Annotated in this window: 17 protein-coding genes; 8 read left to right on the top strand and 9 right to left on the bottom strand. The window is 56.7% G+C overall.

Going from position 1 to position 17823, the window contains the following annotated elements; genetic code table 11:
* Positions 1 to 45 precede the first annotated feature (45 nt).
* The 7 genes from PSJE_RS08135 to PSJE_RS08105 form a co-directional block, all read right to left on the bottom strand.
* The gene (locus PSJE_RS08135; RefSeq protein WP_090454397.1) at positions 46 to 1344 is read right to left on the bottom strand and encodes an oxidoreductase; all 1299 of its coding nucleotides are present in this window, start codon (positions 1342 to 1344) and stop codon (positions 46 to 48) included.
* 67 nt (positions 1345 to 1411) lie between these two features.
* Positions 1412 to 2185 (bottom strand): SDR family NAD(P)-dependent oxidoreductase, encoded by a 774-nt coding sequence (locus PSJE_RS08130; RefSeq protein WP_090454395.1) that lies wholly within the window; start codon positions 2183 to 2185, stop codon positions 1412 to 1414.
* 43 nt (positions 2186 to 2228) lie between these two features.
* Positions 2229 to 3401: an MFS transporter gene (locus PSJE_RS08125; RefSeq protein WP_090454393.1), complete on the bottom strand. Its 1173-nt coding sequence runs from the start codon at positions 3399 to 3401 to the stop codon at positions 2229 to 2231.
* A complete protein-coding gene (locus PSJE_RS08120) occupies positions 3398 to 3742 on the bottom strand; it encodes a c-type cytochrome (protein ID WP_090454392.1) in 345 nt (114 codons plus the stop codon). Before PSJE_RS08120 ends, PSJE_RS08125 begins: the two co-directional genes overlap by 4 nt.
* A complete protein-coding gene (locus PSJE_RS08115) occupies positions 3739 to 5415 on the bottom strand; it encodes an FAD-binding oxidoreductase (protein WP_090454390.1) in 1677 nt (558 codons plus the stop codon). The genes PSJE_RS08120 and PSJE_RS08115 overlap by 4 nt, the downstream gene beginning before the upstream one ends.
* Positions 5416 to 5418: 3 nt before the next feature.
* The gene (locus PSJE_RS30415; RefSeq protein ID WP_139212656.1) at positions 5419 to 5874 is read right to left on the bottom strand and encodes a hypothetical protein; all 456 of its coding nucleotides are present in this window, start codon (positions 5872 to 5874) and stop codon (positions 5419 to 5421) included.
* A gap of 2 nt (positions 5875 to 5876) precedes the next feature.
* Positions 5877 to 6119: a hypothetical protein gene (locus PSJE_RS08105; protein ID WP_090454386.1), complete on the bottom strand. Its 243-nt coding sequence runs from the start codon at positions 6117 to 6119 to the stop codon at positions 5877 to 5879.
* Between the two features lie 332 nt (positions 6120 to 6451).
* Between PSJE_RS08105 and PSJE_RS08100 the strand changes: the two genes are divergently transcribed.
* The gene (locus PSJE_RS08100) at positions 6452 to 7045 is read left to right on the top strand and encodes a TetR/AcrR family transcriptional regulator (RefSeq protein WP_056723297.1); all 594 of its coding nucleotides are present in this window, start codon (positions 6452 to 6454) and stop codon (positions 7043 to 7045) included.
* A 108-nt stretch (positions 7046 to 7153) separates the two neighbouring features.
* On the opposite strand, the gene PSJE_RS08095 is transcribed toward PSJE_RS08100, so the two are convergent.
* Complete coding sequence (locus PSJE_RS08095; protein WP_090454384.1) at positions 7154 to 8266, bottom strand: FAD-dependent oxidoreductase; 1113 nt, start codon at positions 8264 to 8266, stop codon at positions 7154 to 7156.
* Positions 8267 to 8784: 518 nt separating this feature from the next.
* Between PSJE_RS08095 and PSJE_RS08090 the strand changes: the two genes are divergently transcribed.
* From PSJE_RS08090 to PSJE_RS08080, 3 genes are read left to right on the top strand one after another with little or no spacing between them, the layout of a single operon-like run.
* Positions 8785 to 9789 (top strand): ornithine cyclodeaminase family protein, encoded by a 1005-nt coding sequence (locus PSJE_RS08090; protein ID WP_090454382.1) that lies wholly within the window; start codon positions 8785 to 8787, stop codon positions 9787 to 9789.
* A 46-nt stretch (positions 9790 to 9835) separates the two neighbouring features.
* Positions 9836 to 10846 (top strand): dihydrodipicolinate synthase family protein, encoded by a 1011-nt coding sequence (locus tag PSJE_RS08085; protein WP_090454380.1) that lies wholly within the window; start codon positions 9836 to 9838, stop codon positions 10844 to 10846.
* A gap of 28 nt (positions 10847 to 10874) precedes the next feature.
* Complete coding sequence (locus PSJE_RS08080) at positions 10875 to 12326, top strand: NAD-dependent succinate-semialdehyde dehydrogenase (RefSeq protein WP_280523324.1); 1452 nt, start codon at positions 10875 to 10877, stop codon at positions 12324 to 12326.
* A 235-nt stretch (positions 12327 to 12561) separates the two neighbouring features.
* On the opposite strand, the gene PSJE_RS08075 is transcribed toward PSJE_RS08080, so the two are convergent.
* Entirely contained in the window at positions 12562 to 13476 is a 915-nt protein-coding gene (locus tag PSJE_RS08075) for a LysR substrate-binding domain-containing protein (protein WP_090457808.1), read from the bottom strand.
* A 207-nt stretch (positions 13477 to 13683) separates the two neighbouring features.
* Here PSJE_RS08075 and PSJE_RS08070 point away from each other — a divergent pair, with 207 nt between their 5' ends.
* From PSJE_RS08070 to PSJE_RS08055, 4 genes are all read left to right on the top strand, one after another.
* A complete protein-coding gene (locus PSJE_RS08070; protein WP_090454377.1) occupies positions 13684 to 14433 on the top strand; it encodes an SDR family NAD(P)-dependent oxidoreductase in 750 nt (249 codons plus the stop codon).
* A gap of 100 nt (positions 14434 to 14533) precedes the next feature.
* Positions 14534 to 15832 carry an MFS transporter gene (locus tag PSJE_RS08065; RefSeq protein WP_090454375.1) on the top strand — a complete coding sequence of 433 codons (1299 nt, stop codon included), beginning with the start codon at positions 14534 to 14536 and terminating at the stop codon, positions 15830 to 15832.
* 17 nt (positions 15833 to 15849) lie between these two features.
* Positions 15850 to 16698 carry a transketolase gene (locus tag PSJE_RS08060; RefSeq protein ID WP_090454373.1) on the top strand — a complete coding sequence of 283 codons (849 nt, stop codon included), beginning with the start codon at positions 15850 to 15852 and terminating at the stop codon, positions 16696 to 16698.
* Complete coding sequence (locus tag PSJE_RS08055; protein ID WP_090454371.1) at positions 16695 to 17717, top strand: transketolase family protein; 1023 nt, start codon at positions 16695 to 16697, stop codon at positions 17715 to 17717. The genes PSJE_RS08060 and PSJE_RS08055 overlap by 4 nt, the downstream gene beginning before the upstream one ends.
* Positions 17718 to 17823 lie beyond the last annotated feature (106 nt).

Genomic DNA, 17823 nt, shown 5'->3' with positions numbered 1-17823 from the left:
GCTCATCTCGCTATAAGACTGATCGAAGTGCTCGCCCCAATTGGGTCATTTCTTTTGCGTAGCGCGGACGAGCTTATCGGCAACGCCCATCAGCACATTGTTACCGGCTACCCAGACGCCCAGGTTCTGAACCGGACTGGAACGTTTGGCTTTCGGATCCTCGCGTCCCATCTCCGGGTTTTTATGACAGGCAACCGGCGCGTTGAGTATCAGCCTGCGTAAACAGGAATTGGCATGGTCGCACCACACGATCTCAGCCTCACGACCTTCGATTACCTTCACCGCATAATCAGGGTCGGCCAGCATCTGCCGTGCCAGCATGCTTGCATCGACATCGCCGTCCCAAATAGCCGCCGCCGCTTGCCGGGGATCTGGAGTACTGGAAAGGAACAGGAGCACCCCGCTACCCAGTGCCTTGCGGAAGGCCTGCGGCCCCCCGTGGTTCAGCATGTTGCCGGAAGTACTCGGCACATTGTCACGCATCGACTCGTAGTTGCCCTCGCTTAGCGAGATGAAGTCCAGGCCGACCTCGGCGATGTGCGCTGCGACCTCAGCGTAACCCTCCGGCCCCTGGCCGTCGGGCATATGGTCATTCACACTCATGCGCACCCCCACCGGATAATCCGGGCCGACTTCGGCGCGCACTGCTGCAACCACATCGCGCAAGGCTCTAGCTCGATTCGCAACCGAACCACCGTATTCATCGGTGCGTTGATTGGCCAGCGGGGACAAAAAGGACGAGTAGAAGTAGCACATGTGTGCGCCAATCTCGACACCATCGAAACCACTAGCCTTGGCCCGGCGTGCACCGGCGACGACGCTCGCCTCGATGTCCTTGATCTCCTGGATGCTGGCCTCGTGTGGCACTGGTGTTATTCGGCCACCGGGGATATAGAGATGGTTGGGCAAGCCGCCAGCCCCCAGGTTCACCGGCTTCGGGCTGGCCGCCAAAATCCACTGACCGTTGCGCGGCACGCCCATGCGGCCGAAGCTCGGAAACAGCTGCGCGAACACTGCCGCACCACATTCATGTACAGCATCGGACACACGCTTGAGGTCATCGACGAATGCGTCTTTGTCAAAGCGAAGGTTTGGCGAAAACGGCGACTCATTCCAGGCTCGTTCGCTGCATACCGATCCACCAACGATGACCAGGCCCACCCCGCCCTGCGCACGACGCTTGAGGAAAGCAATGGTCTGCTCACTTGGGCGGCCGTCCTCGGTCGGGCGAAGTACCGCCATCGGCCCAAGGATAATGCGGTTTTTAATCTGCGATCCATTGATCTGCAGCGGGCTTGCCAGCACCTTGGCTGCATTGCTTGTATTCATCGAAATGTTGGTCATGGTCAAAAACTACTCTTGCCTGTATTGGGTCGGCTTGCCGGGTTCAATCAACTGAATCCGAATCGACTTACATGATTGAGCTGGCGCCACCGTCCACGGGAATATTGATCCCGGTGACCCATTTAGACTCATCAGAGGTCAGGTAAAGGCCTGCCCAAGCGACAGCGATCGGCTCGCCCGGCTTACCCGTCAGGGTGCGCTCCACGATCGGGGCCACGGGTGCCTTGTCGCCAAACTCCCGATACATCGCCTGAACCGGCGGGGTGTTCATTACACCAGGGCTGACCGAGTTAACCCGTACACCAACAGCGATGCCTTCTGCGGCCAGTTGGCGCGTGAGGGCAAGGACCGCACCTTTCGCCGCGGCATGTGCAGCCTGCGGAAGCGCTCTCGCTCCCTGCATGCCAGCACCGGAGCCGATGTTGACAATGGCACCTTTGGACTTCACCAGATACGGCCAGGCAAGCTGGCAAGCACGCCAGACAAGATCGAGTTCATTCTGGATGGTGAAGACATAGTCGGCGTCGCTCTGCACCGCAAAAGGCGCAAAACGCGGCAGACTGGCATTATTGTAAAGTGCGTCAATGCGGCCATGCCGAGCGGCAGCACCATCGATCCAACGCGCTACATCGTCGCGGTCGCTGAGGTCAACAGGAGCAACCACGTCGATGGAATGACCATCGCTTTCTACCAGTTTCGCGGTTTCTGCGGCCGTCTGCGGATTGATGTCGCAGCCGACGACGATCGCACCTTCGCTAGCGAACAGCCGAGCTGTCTCGCGCCCCATTCCACTGCCAATGCCGGTCAGTAAAACGACCTTGTCCTGCAATCGCTTGCTCATACCAATCCTCTAGTAAGGGACTTCATACTGTTGTTGTTTTTCATCACGCCTTACGGGTACCAAGGCGAAAGCAGAGGGCGGACAAAAGCCCCAATACCAACGCCGCCCAGCCCAAGCTGCCATAGCCAACATGCAGGGCGAGCACGCCCCCCAGGAGTGGGCCAGTAGCCGAACCCGCCATGACCATCACCGGAGTGGCTGCGACCACGCGACCGGACGGATCCAGACGCGCAAGTACCCCGAATGCGAACACATGGGTGAATGTGACGACGGCGATGAGAACTGAGGTCGCTACGATGTAAACCCCGTAACCACTGAACTGGGTCACAGCAACTGCAGCAGTGGCTTGTATCAGAGGACCCGCAATAACTACGCCCGAGGCCGGCAAGCGGCGTTCAAGGAGACTGGAAAGGGCGACAGGAACGAGATTCACGAAGCCACTGATGACAAGCACTGTGGTGATCTGCGCCGCGCTGAATCCGTGCCAGCCTCCTACACGCTCGATGAATCCGAAGACCATCGAATGGCTCACCATCAATAGACTCACGCCAGCGATGCCGAACCATACTCGCGTAGGCAACTTGGCGAGCTTGGATTGATCGTGCTGGATCGCACGGGCTACCTTCGGAAAAGCCAGCAGTGCGGCGAGTGCGGCAGTAAACATGATGCCCGACATTGTGTAGAAGAATATGTTCGGGCCGTTCTTGCCCACTAGCGGAGGCAGCGTCGCCATCACCAGGATGGACAGCAGGCTCAGCGAGCTAAATGCCATTGCCGCTGTGCGGTGCGGATTAGCAGTGCTACCCATCGTCCCGTGAACGATCGACAGGCCGCAGCCGACCGCCAGACCTGCCACGACATGCGCCGAAGCCAAAAGGGTATAGCTACCACTTACGCTTGGCATGCTGGCGAAGGCCATACCCGCCACGGCATAAGCCGCCGACGCAATGCGCTTGCGGTTGAGTCGGGATAGTTTTGGTGCAATACACAGGCTGCTAAGCACGACCGACCCGAGGAACAGAGTCAGCAAGAACCCGGCACGCTGCGGATCAAGTGCCAGTTGCCCGATCAGGACGATTCCAACCCAGATCGGCAAAGTGGTGATATCCATCAGGCCAGCGCAATGTCCGATGACGAGCGCCGCGGTACCGTGGCGGGCTTCCTTCCGGTTACCAGCAGCCTTCGTCAGAGTGTCAGAAACAGAATGTGAGCTCATTGGTCTTTGGCCTTTAGGTAGTCGACAAGCAATTCAAGGTCGGCGTCGGTTATTTCGGTTTTACGAAATGCCGGCATGATCAGTACGCCCTTGCGAACGAAATGTTCGATGAAGGCCGGAGGCATATCAGTGCGCTCTTCCAATGCAGCCGGTAAGCTGCCGCCGTACTTGGCCGCCAGTGAAGCAGTGCCGGGCATGCGTGGTGATGCGGCGTGACAAATCCCGCACCACTGATCGAAAATCTGCTTGCCGCGATGGGCTGGTACTGCTTGCTTGGCCGGTTCGGAGGCGACTGCGAGACCTGCCAACATCATCAGCACGATGAGGCGATTCGTCTTCATTGGGCGCCCTTCCTCAAGTGCCTGGGCCAGATGCCGTAGCGGCCCGGCGAAAGAATCCCGTTGGGATCAATGGCGTCCTTGATGACCTCGTTCAAGCGCAAGAGACTGTTGTTGTTATACGAATACAGGCCCATGGCCTGGTCCTGGAATTCCGGGTGGCAACGGTATTCGCCCCAGCCATGCTGTGCGCCGATATCGAGCAGTGTCCGATACGCCTTGATGGAGGCCTTGTTCATCGACGCATCATCGGTGATCGGGAACCCCACGATGAAAAGGAAAGCACGCTCGAAAAACGGCGCAGGCAATGCAAAAGGCCTGAGGTTCCAGATCGGTACATTCTGCAGCGCAGGCAGCGTCCGGTATGCCTCTTCGAAGACGCGATTGGCTTCAAGAATGCCTTGCGCAGTCTGTGGAATAACCGGAGAGAACCACATATGGCCGCGCATCGGATGCGGGTTGCCTCCTGCACGTGTTCCCATGCCGAAGAAATCCATATTCGGTACACCCACATCCTGAGGGTAAACCGTCCACTCAGCGGAAGCTTTGCGCGGATCGCTCTGAATCTGGCCAGCCTGAAAGCGAACACCCTTGATCGATTTTTCCGCCAGCTCCTGTACCGCCTCCCACTGGGCCTGGATCACCTTCGGTGGTCCGTAGAACTTCAGGTTAAGCACCCAGTAAGGAATGTTGTTGTCCAGCCCATACTTCTGCAGTTCAGCCGAGTAACCAACACTGGCTTTCGCAATCAGATCAGCATGCTGCTTCTGCAGCTGCGGCGGACCTTCGTAAAAGGCGTCTACAAGATGTTTCGTGTAATTGCTGATGCCGAGCAGTGGACTGCCCATTTCCGGCGCACCAGAGGCTAAGCCGGTGTTCTCGACGTACTTGAGCAATTCCACTACGGCGTGCAGATCGTCATAACGCGCGGCCATCACCATGCCGTGCATGAAGGCCTCGGGTGCCGGCATCAACCAGATGCCCATCTTGGTGACAACGCCGAAATTGGACTGGGAAAAAATGCCGTCCAGGATCGGCCCCATCCCCATCTTGAATTGTCCCCACGTCTGGGAACCGGGTAGCGCTCCCATTCCTGTGCGAACCATTTCCCCATTGGCCAGCACCACCTCCATGCCGCAGTGCGAATCGAAATGGTTGCGAAAGCGCGACAGCGTGTGACCTACACCATGGTCAAGCGCATTGCCAACCACACTGCCCCAGCCCGGGTCGGCGACATCCAACCACACTTTCAGGCCACGTTCCTGGATGTAGTTATACAGATCGAAATAGCTGACGCCGGGCTCCACGATTGCGTAGCCGTTGCTTTCGTTGACCTCAATGATGCGGTTCATCCGCTTCAGATCCAGCACAACACTGCCGCCATGATTGGGCGCTGAACCGCCGTAGCCGAGGTTTTTGCCGGTGGAAATCGTATAAAGCGGTATGCGGTGCTTATCGGCAATGCGCACGACCGCCTGCACCTCTTCAACCGAACCGGGCGCCACGGCAGCTGATGCGCTTCGATCCTCGGGCGTGTCGCGCAGCGGGGAATAAGAATCGCGGTAGGGAAACAGATCCTCGTCCTCAACGAAGACCCATTCTTTTCCGACTACACCAGCAAACGCCTGTAGTGCGACGGAAAAAACTTCGGGGGAAACATTCGGGGGTGTTCTCATAATTCACGCGATGATCCATGAAACCAAAGGATTGGGTTGGCTCGCCGGTACGTCGTACTGATGCAGCACAACCGTACGGCGCGACTGGCTGCGTGCTTGTTCTGCAAGGCAATGCCAAACCTCGCGCGTAGTGAGTCCGGCGACAGCGCCACCTTGCTCACGCCAAAACGGTACGAGCGATTCCTGCCAAAGCCTCGTGAGTCCATTTGTGACTTCAAGCCGCGCACTATCTTTTTTGGCATGCTCAATGGCGAAAGCAAGGCTTTGCGGCAATCGGCGGTCCGTCACGACAAAGCGAACATCAAACTGATTGGGGTCGAATGGTTCTAGAATGATCTCTCGGGATGGCTTCGCGAGCACCGGTAGCGCCCCCAGCATGGCGAGCGTCGCGGCACTTGCGGTGGACACGAGAAACTGGCGCCGCCCAAATCTAAGATTGGAAATATTGGGGATCGACATGCTCACTCCCCGAAAATGTTGAGGAATGTAGCGGAGCTCTGAACTCCGATTAAGAGACTGGGATCGGCGTCGAGGATCGAGCCGGTGGTATAGCGCGTCGAAGCAGCGTTGATGGGGAAGTTTTGGAAATCAGCGGGCGCGAAGTGCTTGTCGCGTTCAGCCACCTGTTCACTGGTCGAGTGCCAGATACGGCCCACAATGGTATCGGTCGCAACATCGCCTTTCAGGCTCGAACCCTGATGCATGTTTGTCTCCTCCGCGCGTTCTTGTTGTTGTGCCCGTGACAGGCTTCATATGCGCGAAACAAACATATACGATCCGTACCGTTTTGTGCAAGCTAACTGTTTACTATTTCGTCAGCTGGCAGCCTTCATCTGCCTACGGAGTCAGCCCCCACGGGCCTCCCGCATTCGCCCGGCCAGACTCAAAGCGTTTTTTACATTGCTTCTTGAGTGGTCTGTTGGCTACGATCAGAAACGCCTCAGCTTGATTTCAGCAGGCAGCCGCCCACGCAGCAGAGTGAGCACATGCAGCATTACGCTCCTGTTAAAATTAGTCATTTATTAAGGAATACTTTATGCAGGAGAAGTCTTTAGGACGACCACGCAGCGAAGCTACTCGGCTGCAAATACTGAATTCGACCATAAAGTTGCTACACGAGAACTCTATTCAGGCCATCTCGATTGAGGCAATTGCAAAGGAAGCCGGGGTCAGCAAAGCAACGATCTACAGATGGTGGGACTCTAAAGCGCTGCTCGTGATTGACGCATTCATTGAAAACCATCTTCTCAAGACTCCACTGCCAATTGAACTCGGCCCAAAAAAGGCCATCGCTGCTCATTTCCGCACACTGGTAGAGCAGTTTTCTGGTTGGCCAGGCCGAATCCTTGCTCAAATCATAGCCGAGGGACAATCTGACCCTTCTGTATTACGAGCCTTTCGAGAGAGATTCCACTATGGGCGACGCGCGATAGTTAAAGAAACACTTGAAGAATGGAAACGCAGCGGTGAGATCCCAAGCGATACCGATGTCGAGTCGCTTATGGACATAATCTACTCAGCAGTCTACATGCGCTTGTTGGTTGGCCATGCCCCATTAAACGAGGAATTTGCTAAGTCGCATATCGACTACATATACCACTTGCTGGGAGTAACGAACTCAGAAAACTGAACAGCACTGTTTGGCTGCTGATCGTTATAAAAGTATGAGTTGACTTAGTCCCCATTCACCCTGAGAGGTGAATCGGGACTCTTTGATAGATAGCGTCAAACTGACGGTTTAGATAGGCTGCCCCAAATATTGATAGGTTTTCAGCAATAGAGCCGCCGACTTCTCTCTATTTTTCAGTGGATCTTCCTGCTCAAAGCGACAAAGTTGCAATGACGCGTCACAAATGATTTTGCATCGTTCAAATCGGCGCTCGCTATACATCGCCAATGCCTCGTTAACCGATTGGGTCTTGGATACGCAGTCTGCAAGCACCACGGCATCTTCGATGGCCATCCCACCTCCCGACGTCATATGCGGCGTTGGAGAATGTGCAGCATCGCCGATGAGCACTACGCGGCCACGGTACCAAGGTGCCGGCACCAGAGTGATATCCAGCGGACGGAAGATAACCTGCTTGGCATCGGTCACCTGGTCAAGAGCTTCCAATACAGCGGGCGCGGTATATTCGGCAAGGCGCTCGCGAATCATCGCGCTCGCTTGATCCTCTGGTACCCGCAGAGGCTCCACACTGTTCTCGAGATAAAACAGGTAGCAGGTGTCCTCCGATGTCGGGAATGAACCCACTGTTTTCCCTGACGGGCTGCGGTACAAACAGAACCCATCAATCTGAGCCGGACGCGGCGCATTGAAACGCCATACACTCTGACCTGCAAAATGCGGCCTGCACTCGGCACCGAAAACCTGATCGCGGAGCTTGGAGTAGGCGCCATCTGCAGCCACAACCAAGTCATAGGTAGCCTCGCGACCATCCGAGAATTTAACTTCGACGCAGTCCCCATGGTCGTCGAGATGTTCAATCGTCAACCCTTTATCCAGAACCGCCCCTGCCCCTAGCGCTGCCGACTCCAGGATTCGAGCAAGTTCTGGCCGACGGATGCCACAGCTGGGAGGTGCAGGATCCGAACGCAGGAGCTGACCAGAGGAATCAAACTGCCGAAACGCGTCGAATCGCATACCACTGTCAAGACAAGGCTCCGCCAATCCGATCATGTTCAATGCCCGGACCGTGTTGTGTAACAGGCAAATGCCCGACCCTGCCGAGGGAATCCCCGGTTTGATATCGATACAGTGGACGTCCACTCCTGCCCTGCGCAGTGCATAAGCTGCGGTGGCACCGCCGATTCCGCTGCCTACAATCAAAACGCGTTTAACTTGACTCATTCTTGTCTCCTCTCCGCTTCTTTGGCGGGTGGTAACTGTTATTCAATGACACAGCTTGTTTGGCAGATTGGTGAATCGAAGTACGCCTCGGCTAGAGACATCCGCGACCGAACAAAGCCCTCGTTGTAGTCTTCTGCGGTGAGCCGAAGGCGTCGTGCAGATCACACGCTCAGTCGAATACACGCACCTGTAACGCGGTCGCCGAATCCATCCGTTGGTTAGCACCCTCCAGCTCCTCAATCACCCACCCTCCCAGCGTCATAGCGCTCCTCAGGCATCAGGGTTGCTGAACTCATATCAAATCTATACGTTCCGTTTTGATTTCGCAACCATCTCAAATCGAACCGAGCTTCAGGCCTAAAAGCCGTTGACAATAGCGTTACAAGCCAACAATACTTTGTATACGCATCGTTTTGTTTATGTTGTTTGAGTTAAGTTCACAACCCTACTCGGAGCGCGCCTCACTAGGCCGGCTCGCGTTTTACTTCAACTTTCTCTGCCTTTCCGGAGCTCGTCGTATGACCGTAAATTCCCAGTCTCCCGTGTTCGTTTCAAGCGCTGCCGCGCAGGAAGTTTTCCGTTGGAAAGATGCGATCGCCGCGCTTCAGGCCGCTTACGGGCAACACTTGCCAGCTAGGGCTACTCCACCCCGAACCGTTGCAAGTCTTGAGAAAACCTGGCTACGCACCTTGCCGGCTATTCCAGCAGGAGGACGTTACTTCGGTGCCAAGCTGATGGGCTCGAACATGGGGGATGCGCCACCGGGAATCGAGTACGTCATTGTCCTCTTCGACCGGACGACCAATCGCATTGCTGCTTTCATTGACGCAAATCTGGTGACTGGATTCCGGACTGCAGCTACGTCGGCAGCAGCCCTTGACCGCATCGCTCCACAGAAACCTGCTCGTCTTGCCGTCATAGGAAGTGGGTTGGAAGCTTCGATGCACATCCGTGCTTTCGCCAGCGTCCGCGAACTAACTGAAATTGTCGTCTTCAGTCCGACTCCCGAACGTCGCGAAGCATTTGCCGCAGCTGCGACACGAGATCTCGGTGTGCCCGCACGGGGTGTTGGCTCAGCACAAGAGGCCGTGGAAGGCGCCGACATTGTGCTCACCGCCGCACGCTCGCGTGATGAAAAGCCGATTCTGTTTGGCGATTGGTTGAAGTCGGGGGCCACAGTCGTTTCGATCGGCTCGACCATCCCGGAGCAGCGTGAAATAGACATTTCCGTCGTAGAGCGCAGTGACTTGATCATCTGCGACACCCTGGAAGAAGTGCTGGAAGAAACAGGAGACATGCTTGCTGCCCATACCGCCGGGATCGAATTTCGACACAAAGCCTTCAGCCTGTCTGACCTGATGAGTGGTGCCTGCAGTGAGCAGTTGAAGCAAGCCAAGGCCCCGATGTTCAAGTCAGTCGGCGGTGGTCTTCAAGACATTGTGGTAGCGGAACTCATCTTGACCAAGGCACTTGAAGCAGGGCTCGCAACACCACTGCCAATCGATTTTGAAACAAAGCGCTGAGCGAACAGCAACGACTATCACCAACCCTGACTAACAGGAGCCTTACATGGCCAATTACAATAAGAAGGACGCTCGAGACTGGGCACGCGAAAAACTCGTTGGGGTCGCCAACGTTACGATTCCAACAATGACCTCCGACTTCAAACGCATCAATGAGAAAGCCATTCGCCACGACGTAGAACTAGCAATCAAGCACGGCTTCGTCGGTTCGCTGTCCTGCTCGGAGGTAGCCATCACCCAAGAGCAGTACGGTGAGTTCTGTCAAATCATGGCCGATCAAGCAGCCGGCCGTCTCGTGATCGTTCACCACGCGGTGTTCAACACGCTGGAAGATAACATTGAGGCCGTGAAGCGAGCCGAAGCTGCCGGCGCCGACCTTGTACTGCTTGGCTATCCTCCGTTCTTCTATCCGAAGTCCTATGACGAAGTATTCGAGTACACCAAGGCGATCTGCGACGCGACGAACCTGGGCGTAATCATCTTCCCGCTGCCCGCCTGGGGTTTCAGCCGCTTGCACCCTGCCGATATTCCGCTGGCGGTGCTACGTCGCATGGTCGACGAGATCCCCAACGTCGTTGCAATCAAAGCCGAAGGCGGACTGCCTTACATCATGTCGGCGATCGAAGTTCACCGCGAATTCCATGAAGAAGTCGTTATCTCATCTCCGCTTGAATATGAGTACGTGCCTTTGGCACAAGTGATGGACATCCCATTCTGCGGAACCAACTACTCCTCTTACTACGGCCCATTGCTACCACAGATCCACAAGTTGATCCGTGCGGGCAACTACGATGAGGCAACTCAGCTCTGGTACAAAATGGATCCGGCACGTAAAGCGTTTGCAAGCCTGCCAATGGCGGCAAACGGGCTTCTCAATCGCATGATGTGGAAATACCAAGGCTGGTTGCAGGGTTACAACGGTGGTCCTATGCCGCACCCGACCCAACGCGTGTACCAGCGCGACATGGCTGTGCTACGTAAAGGGCTGGAAGCTGCTGGATTGAACCCGACCACCGACCTCGATGAAGCCTTCTTCATCGGTCGTAACTCCATTTGAGGTCTGCCCGATGAATAGCACCGCAACCTTGAATCTGAAAGACCCCGACCTGCTGCGTCAGGCAATGTTGATCGACGGCGAATGGGTCCAGGCAGACAGTGGTCAGACAATCGAGATCCGCAATCCAGCCACTGGTGAATTGGTAGCGCGCGTACCAAACGGTGGAGAGACCGAGACTCGCCGCGCAATCGCAGCGGCCGAACGCGCCATGCAGGGATGGCGCAAGACGCTGCCAAAGGAGCGTGCAAAGGTCCTGCGCAAGCTCTATGAGCTAATGCTTGAAAACATCGAGGACCTGGCGGTCATCCTGACGGCCGAACAGGGTAAGCCCTTGGTGGAATCCCGTGGCGAAATCCTTTACGCCGCAAGCTTCATCGAATGGTTCGGGGAAGAGGCGAAGCGCGTGAATGGCGACATCATTCCGCAGAATGTGGACGGTCGGCGCATTCTCGTGCAGAAAGCCCCTATCGGTGTTTTTGCAGCCATCACACCGTGGAACTTCCCCTCCGCGATGATTACACGCAAAGCCGGTCCGGGCTGGGCGGTTGGTTGCGCTGGAGTTATCAAGCCGGCCAGTCAGACCCCCCTTTCGGCACTAGCTTTGGCCGTACTCGCCGAGCGCGCCGGTCTGCCGCCTGGTGTGTGTAACGTCGTCACGGGCTCGGCCCGCGCAATCGGCGGGGAGCTCACCGCAAACCCGGTCGTTCGCAAGTTGTCCTTCACAGGTTCGACCGAAGTTGGATCGCTGCTGCTGGCCCAGTGCGCTCCGACCATCAAAAAGGCGAGTATGGAACTGGGCGGCAACGCGCCGTTCATCGTCTTTGACGATGCTGATATCGATGCCGCAGTGAAAGGTGCAATTGCCGCCAAGTACCGCAACACAGGTCAAGCCTGCGTTGCCGCCAACCGCATGCTCGTTCAATCGGGTGTTTACGATCAGTTTGCGAAGAAGCTCGCGGATGCAGCCGCTGCGCTCAGGGTCGGCAATGGCATGGATGACGGTGTGGTACTGGGTCCGCTCATCAATGGGGATGCAGTGCAAAAGGTCGAAGAGCACATTGCCGATGCGGTGGAAAAAGGTGCACGCATTGCTACCGGAGGCAAACGTCACCCCTTGGGCGGTAGTTACTTCGAGCCAACAGTGCTCACCGATGTGTCACGCGATGCACTGATATTCAATGATGAGACCTTCGGCCCTGTCGCTCCCCTCTTCCGTTTCGAGACTGAGGACGAGGCAATTGCGATGGCCAACGACACACCTTTTGGCTTGGCAGCCTATGTGTACGCACGTGACGTCGGTCTGATCTTCCGTGTCGTCGACAATCTTGAGTTTGGCATGGTGGGCGTCAACGAGGGGATGATCTCCACAGAAGTTGCACCCTTTGGCGGCGTGAAGAGCTCCGGACTTGGCCGGGAAGGCTCAAAATACGGGATCGACGACTACCTGGAAATCAAGTACGTCGCACTGGGCGGCTTGTAAGCCGGCGATAGTAGGTGAGGAGGTGTATGTCTATAAAACATGCGCCCTCACCTACACGCATTCATCACGGCGCTGTAAATTTTGCTCAATGGCCTCACTGATAAGACGTATCAGTGGGGCTCCAAACCCTCGTCTCGCTCTACGAGATCGACACAAGTTACGCATCTGATACCACGGCCAAAAGCAGACACTCGCTAGGCAATCTGATGAGATGCGGCGTGTAATGACATCCAGTTCAATAATTGAAGTCATGCCCCAACTCCGCCTGCATCCACTCCAGAAATCTTCTGACCCTTGGGAAGTTGGAATGCGCTTTCGGGAAAACCAGGTGGTGTGCAGTGATTGCCGCACTCAACTGCGGCACTACCTCGACCAACGTTCCACGCGCTAGATAGTCCTGCGCAAGCAGTGTGCTTTCCAGGGCAAATCCAAGTCCGTGGCTGGCTGCCTCCAGCGTCATATAGGAACGGTCAAAACTCAGTGTGTAAGGCTTTTCAGGGCGCGATAGACCATGTTGTGCAAACAACTGTGGCCACTTGATGAGCGTCGCCTCCGACAGAATCAGGTTGCAGTCCAGTAAATCCGCAACGGCACGAATGGGTCGTTTTTCCAGGAGTTTGGGAGACGCCATGACCGCGATTTTTTCATTGCACACCGTGCGCACTTCGAAACTGGGCCAGTTGGGCATTCCGTGGCGGATGTCCACGTCGATCTTGTCCCGGCTGAAGTGCAGTGACTCATAGGAACACGAAAGGTTGAGCTGGATGTCAGGATGACTCTGGCGGAATTGCTCCAGGCGCGGCATCAGCCACAGCAGTCCGAAACTGGGCGATGAGTGCAAGCGCAGGCAATCGAGGCTGAAGTCACTAGTCGCGCGCTCGGTCGCCACGGCAAGGCTGTGCAGGATGCCGGACACCTCGGTCAGATACTGCTCGCCCACCGGCGTCAGGGTCACACCTCTGGCGGTTCGGAAAAACAGCTGTCGCCCGATCATCGCTTCAAGCTTGGCCAATTGGTGGCTGACCGCCGAAGGCGTTAAATCCAGCAATTCGGCAGCGCGGGCGACATTGCCAAAGCGCGCTGTCTGCTCAAAGGCCTGAATGGCTTTCAGGGGTGGCAGTGTCGGGGGTACTTCGCCGGTTGAACGCATGGTGATGGTTTTTCCGCTGTAAATAGCCTGAGCCGGGCATCGAGCCATTCAACCATCCAACTGCACAAATGACGAGTGCTGAATTTTTTTCAGCACCCAGTGAAGTTCGCGTTATTGCTCAGGAACGGAGTGGAGCACAAGCTGAGTCATCGATTCGCTGCGGATCGACCCAATAGCACTCTCCAATAAAAACAATGAGGTACTCCCATGCTTCTCCAAGGCAAAGTCGCGATCATCACCGGTGCAGCCTCCGCACGTGGCATTGGCCGCGCGACAGCGACCACCTTCGCGCAACAGGGCGCTCACATCGTGATCCTTGACCTGGATGAATCCGCTGCCCGTGATGCCGCTGCTTCCTTGGGCGAAGGTCATCTCGGTCTTGCGGCCAACGTTGCTGACGAATCGCAGGTTCAGCAGGCCGTTGCCAAAATCATCGAACACTTCGGCCGCATCGACGTCCTCGTCAACAATGCCGGCATTACTCAGCCACTCAAGACTCTGGATATCCGCCCTTCAGACTACGACAAGGTGCTGGACGTCAGTCTGCGCGGCACCCTGCTGATGTCGCAGGCCGTAATTCCGCACATGCGCCAACAATCTTCCGGCAGCATTGTGTGCATGTCTTCCGTTTCTGCTCAGCGGGGCGGCGGCATCTTTGGAGGCCCTCATTACAGTGCGGCCAAAGCCGGTGTACTGGGTCTGGGCAAAGCCATGGCACGCGAACTGGGGCCGGACAACATTCGCGTCAACTCCATCGCCCCCGGTTTGATTCACACCGACATCACCGGTGGCCTGATGCAGGACGATCGCCGCCACGCGATCATCGACGGCATTCCCCTGGGCCGACTCGGTGCAGCACAGGATGTCGCCAACGCCGCCCTGTTTCTGGCCAGCGACCTATCCTCTTACCTCACAGGCATCACTCTAGATGTGAACGGCGGCATGCTGATTCATTGAGTACACCTGGGCGGGCCTTTGCGGCTCGTGCGGTTCTGGATCGATGACGTAGCCGGGTCTCATGGCCTGGCAGTCAATAAAAACAAGAGATCAGACCATCATGACTACCCTGTCGCTCGAAGCGGTTTCGACCGTGCGTTCCAACGCCTACCGGAAAACGGCCTGGCGCTTGATGCCCTTCCTGATGCTGTGCTACCTGTGCGCTTACCTTGATCGCGTCAACGTCGGCTTTGCCAAGCTGCAAATGATGAACGATCTGGCGCTTAGCGAAACGGTCTACGGGCTTGGCGCCGGCATGTTCTTCATCGGCTATTTCCTCTGTGAAGTGCCTAGCAACATCATCTTGCACAAGGTCGGGGCGCGGGTCTGGATCGCGCGCATCATGATCACCTGGGGCATCGTTTCCGCTCTGTTCGCCTTCGTCGAAACCGCCTGGCAGTTCTACGCCCTTCGCTTTCTTTTAGGCATTGCCGAAGCCGGTCTCGCGCCTGGCCTGTTGCTCTACCTGACCTACTGGTTTCCATCCTATCGTCGCGCACGCATGACCGTGTTGTGGTTCATCGCCATTCCTCTGTCGGGGATGGTGGGTGGCCCCCTCTCCGGCTGGATCATGAATCACTTCGCCGGCATGCATGGCTGGGCAGGCTGGCAATGGATGTTCGTGTTGGAGGCTGTACCCACGGTCGTTGTCGGTCTTCTGGTACTGAGCTACCTCAAAGACGGAGTGCATCAGGCCACCTGGCTCAATGACGAAGAAAAAGCCCTGATCACTCGGGAGTTGGCTGAAGACGATCAGCAGAAAGTCACCCATGCCTCAGTCGGTGAATTCATTCGCGATCGTCGTCTGTGGTTGCTGGCTGCCATCTACTTCTGTGTGGTGATGGGACAGTACGCAATCACCTTCTGGCTGCCCACTCTGGTACGCAATTCAGGCGTTTCCGATCCACTACACATCGGCTTTCTGACCAGCCTGCCTTACCTCTGCGCCATTGCCGCCATGCTGCTGGTTGGACGCAGTGGTGACAAGCATCGCGAGCGCCGCTGGCACCTCATCGTACCGATGATTGCTGGCGCTATCGGCCTTAGCCTAGCGGCGCTAATGGGGGGAAATCCAACCCTGTCGATCCTCAGTCTTTGCCTGGCCGCATCCGGCATTTTGTCTGCGACCTCATTGTTCTGGATGTTACCGACCACGCTGCTTGGGGGCGTTTCTGCCGCCGCCGGCATCGCAGCGGTCAACAGCTTCGCCAACCTCGCAGGGTTCTGCTCGCCTTATCTGATCGGCTGGATCACCACAATCACCGGCTCAAGCGCCATCGGCATGTACCTGATCACTGGTGTGCTGTTCGCGGGGGCCGCTCTGGTACTGCGCATCCCCGCCGCCTTGGTCAATCGTTGAGTTAATGGAGTTTCACCATGACTACTAATCCTTCACTCGCTTCATCTACGACCCTGGTTGAACGCGCGCACAACATTCGCCGCCACGCGCTGCGAATGGGCCAAGTACAGGGACAGGGCTATGTTGGCCAGGCCCTCGGTGCTGCCGACCTGCTGGCAGTCTCCTACTTCCATGCCATGAACCATCGGCCTGCAGATCCTGAATGGGAAGAGCGTGATCGCTTCTATCTCTCCATCGGTCACTACGCCATTGCGCTGTACGCGGCCTTGATCGAAGCCGAAATCATCCCGCTCGATGAGTTGGAAACCTACGGAGCGGATGACAGCCGCCTGCCAATGTCGGGCATGGCCGCCTACACCCCGGGCATGGAAATCACCGGGGGCTCTCTGGGTCAGGGCCTGGGTATCGCGGTAGGTGCCTGCTTGGGTCTCAAGCGCAAAGACTCGCCCTCCTTCGTCTACAACCTGCTGTCGGACGGTGAACTGAATGAAGGCTCAACCTGGGAAGCCGTGATGTCGGCATCGCATTGGAAACTCGACAGCTTGATCGCGATCGTCGACGTCAACAACCAACAAGCCGATGGTTACTCCAGTGAAATCCTGTCGTTCGAACCCATCGTCGATCGCTGGCAAGCATTTGGTTGGTTTACTCAGCGCGTCGATGGCAATGACCTTGATGCTCTCGTCGCCGCCTTCGATGCCGCGCGCAACCATCCAACCGCCCAACCCCGCGTGATTATCTGCGACACAAAAATGGGCAAAGGCGTGCCGTTTCTGGAAACCCGCGAGAAGACCCACTTCATCCGCGTGGAAGAACACGAGTGGGATCTGGCACTGAGCAACCTTGAAGAAGGAAAAGACCAATGAGCAACACCGCTAACACGCCGACTTCGACTGGCGAGCCAATCAAAAAACGCCTGACTACCTCGGCGATGATCGCTTCCATTGCCTCAGAAGGCCAAGCGACTAAATCGGCCCCGTTCGGACACGCATTGGCTGCATTGGCGGATCAGCGTTCGGACATCGTCGGTCTTTCTGCTGACCTGTCCAAGTACACCGACCTGCACATCTTCGCCAAGGCCCATCCCGACCGTTTCTATCAAATGGGCATGGCCGAGCAATTGCTGATGAGCGCGGCCGCCGGCATGGCCCGAGAAGGCTTCGTGCCGTTTGTCACCACCTACGCGGTGTTCGCTTCGCGTCGTGCCTATGACTTCATCTGCATGGCCATCGCCGAGGAAAACCTCAACGTCAAGATCGTCTGCGGCCTGCCCGGCCTAACCACTGGTTACGGCCCAAGCCACCAGGCTACGGACGACCTGGCGATCTTCCGCGCCATGCCTAACTTGATGATCGTCGATCCGTGCGATGCACTAGAAATCGAACAGGCCGTGCCCGCCATCGCCGCGCATCAGGGGCCGGTGTACATGCGTTTGCTGCGCGGAAATGTGCCACTGGTGCTGGACGAGTACGGCTACAAGTTCGAGATCGGCAAAGCCAAGACCCTGCGCACCGGTAACGACGTTCTGATCATCTCCACCGGCCTGATGACCATGCGCGCACTGGAAGCCGCCAAGGCACTGCAAACCGACGGCGTCGATGTCGCCGTGCTGCACGTACCGACGATCAAACCCCTGGATGTGCAAACCATTCTTGCCGAGGCAAGAAAGCCAGGTCGGCTGGTGGTCACAGCAGAAAACAGTTCGATCATTGGCGGTCTTGGCGAGGCCGTTGCAGGGGTGCTGCTGCGTAACGGAGTGACGCCAACTTTCAGGCAGATTGCTTTGCCCGACGCGTTCCTTGACGCAGGTGCCCTGCCGACGTTGCATGATCGTTACGGAATCTCAACTCAAGCCGTTTGCGCACAGATTAAAGGTTGGCTGTAACCGCACTCCAAAGGCACCTGCCCCCAGGTGCCGTTCAACTCGATGCAAGTTAGTAAACTTCCTCAGCCTCTAACGTCATGACTATGAAATCAGACGGGCTTCCTGA

The organism is Pseudomonas jessenii, assembly GCF_002236115.1.
GTDB classification, from domain to species: Bacteria; Pseudomonadota; Gammaproteobacteria; order Pseudomonadales; family Pseudomonadaceae; genus Aquipseudomonas; species Aquipseudomonas jessenii.
Note: the sequence above shows the minus strand (reverse complement) of the source record. Positions and strands in the feature narration are given on the sequence as shown.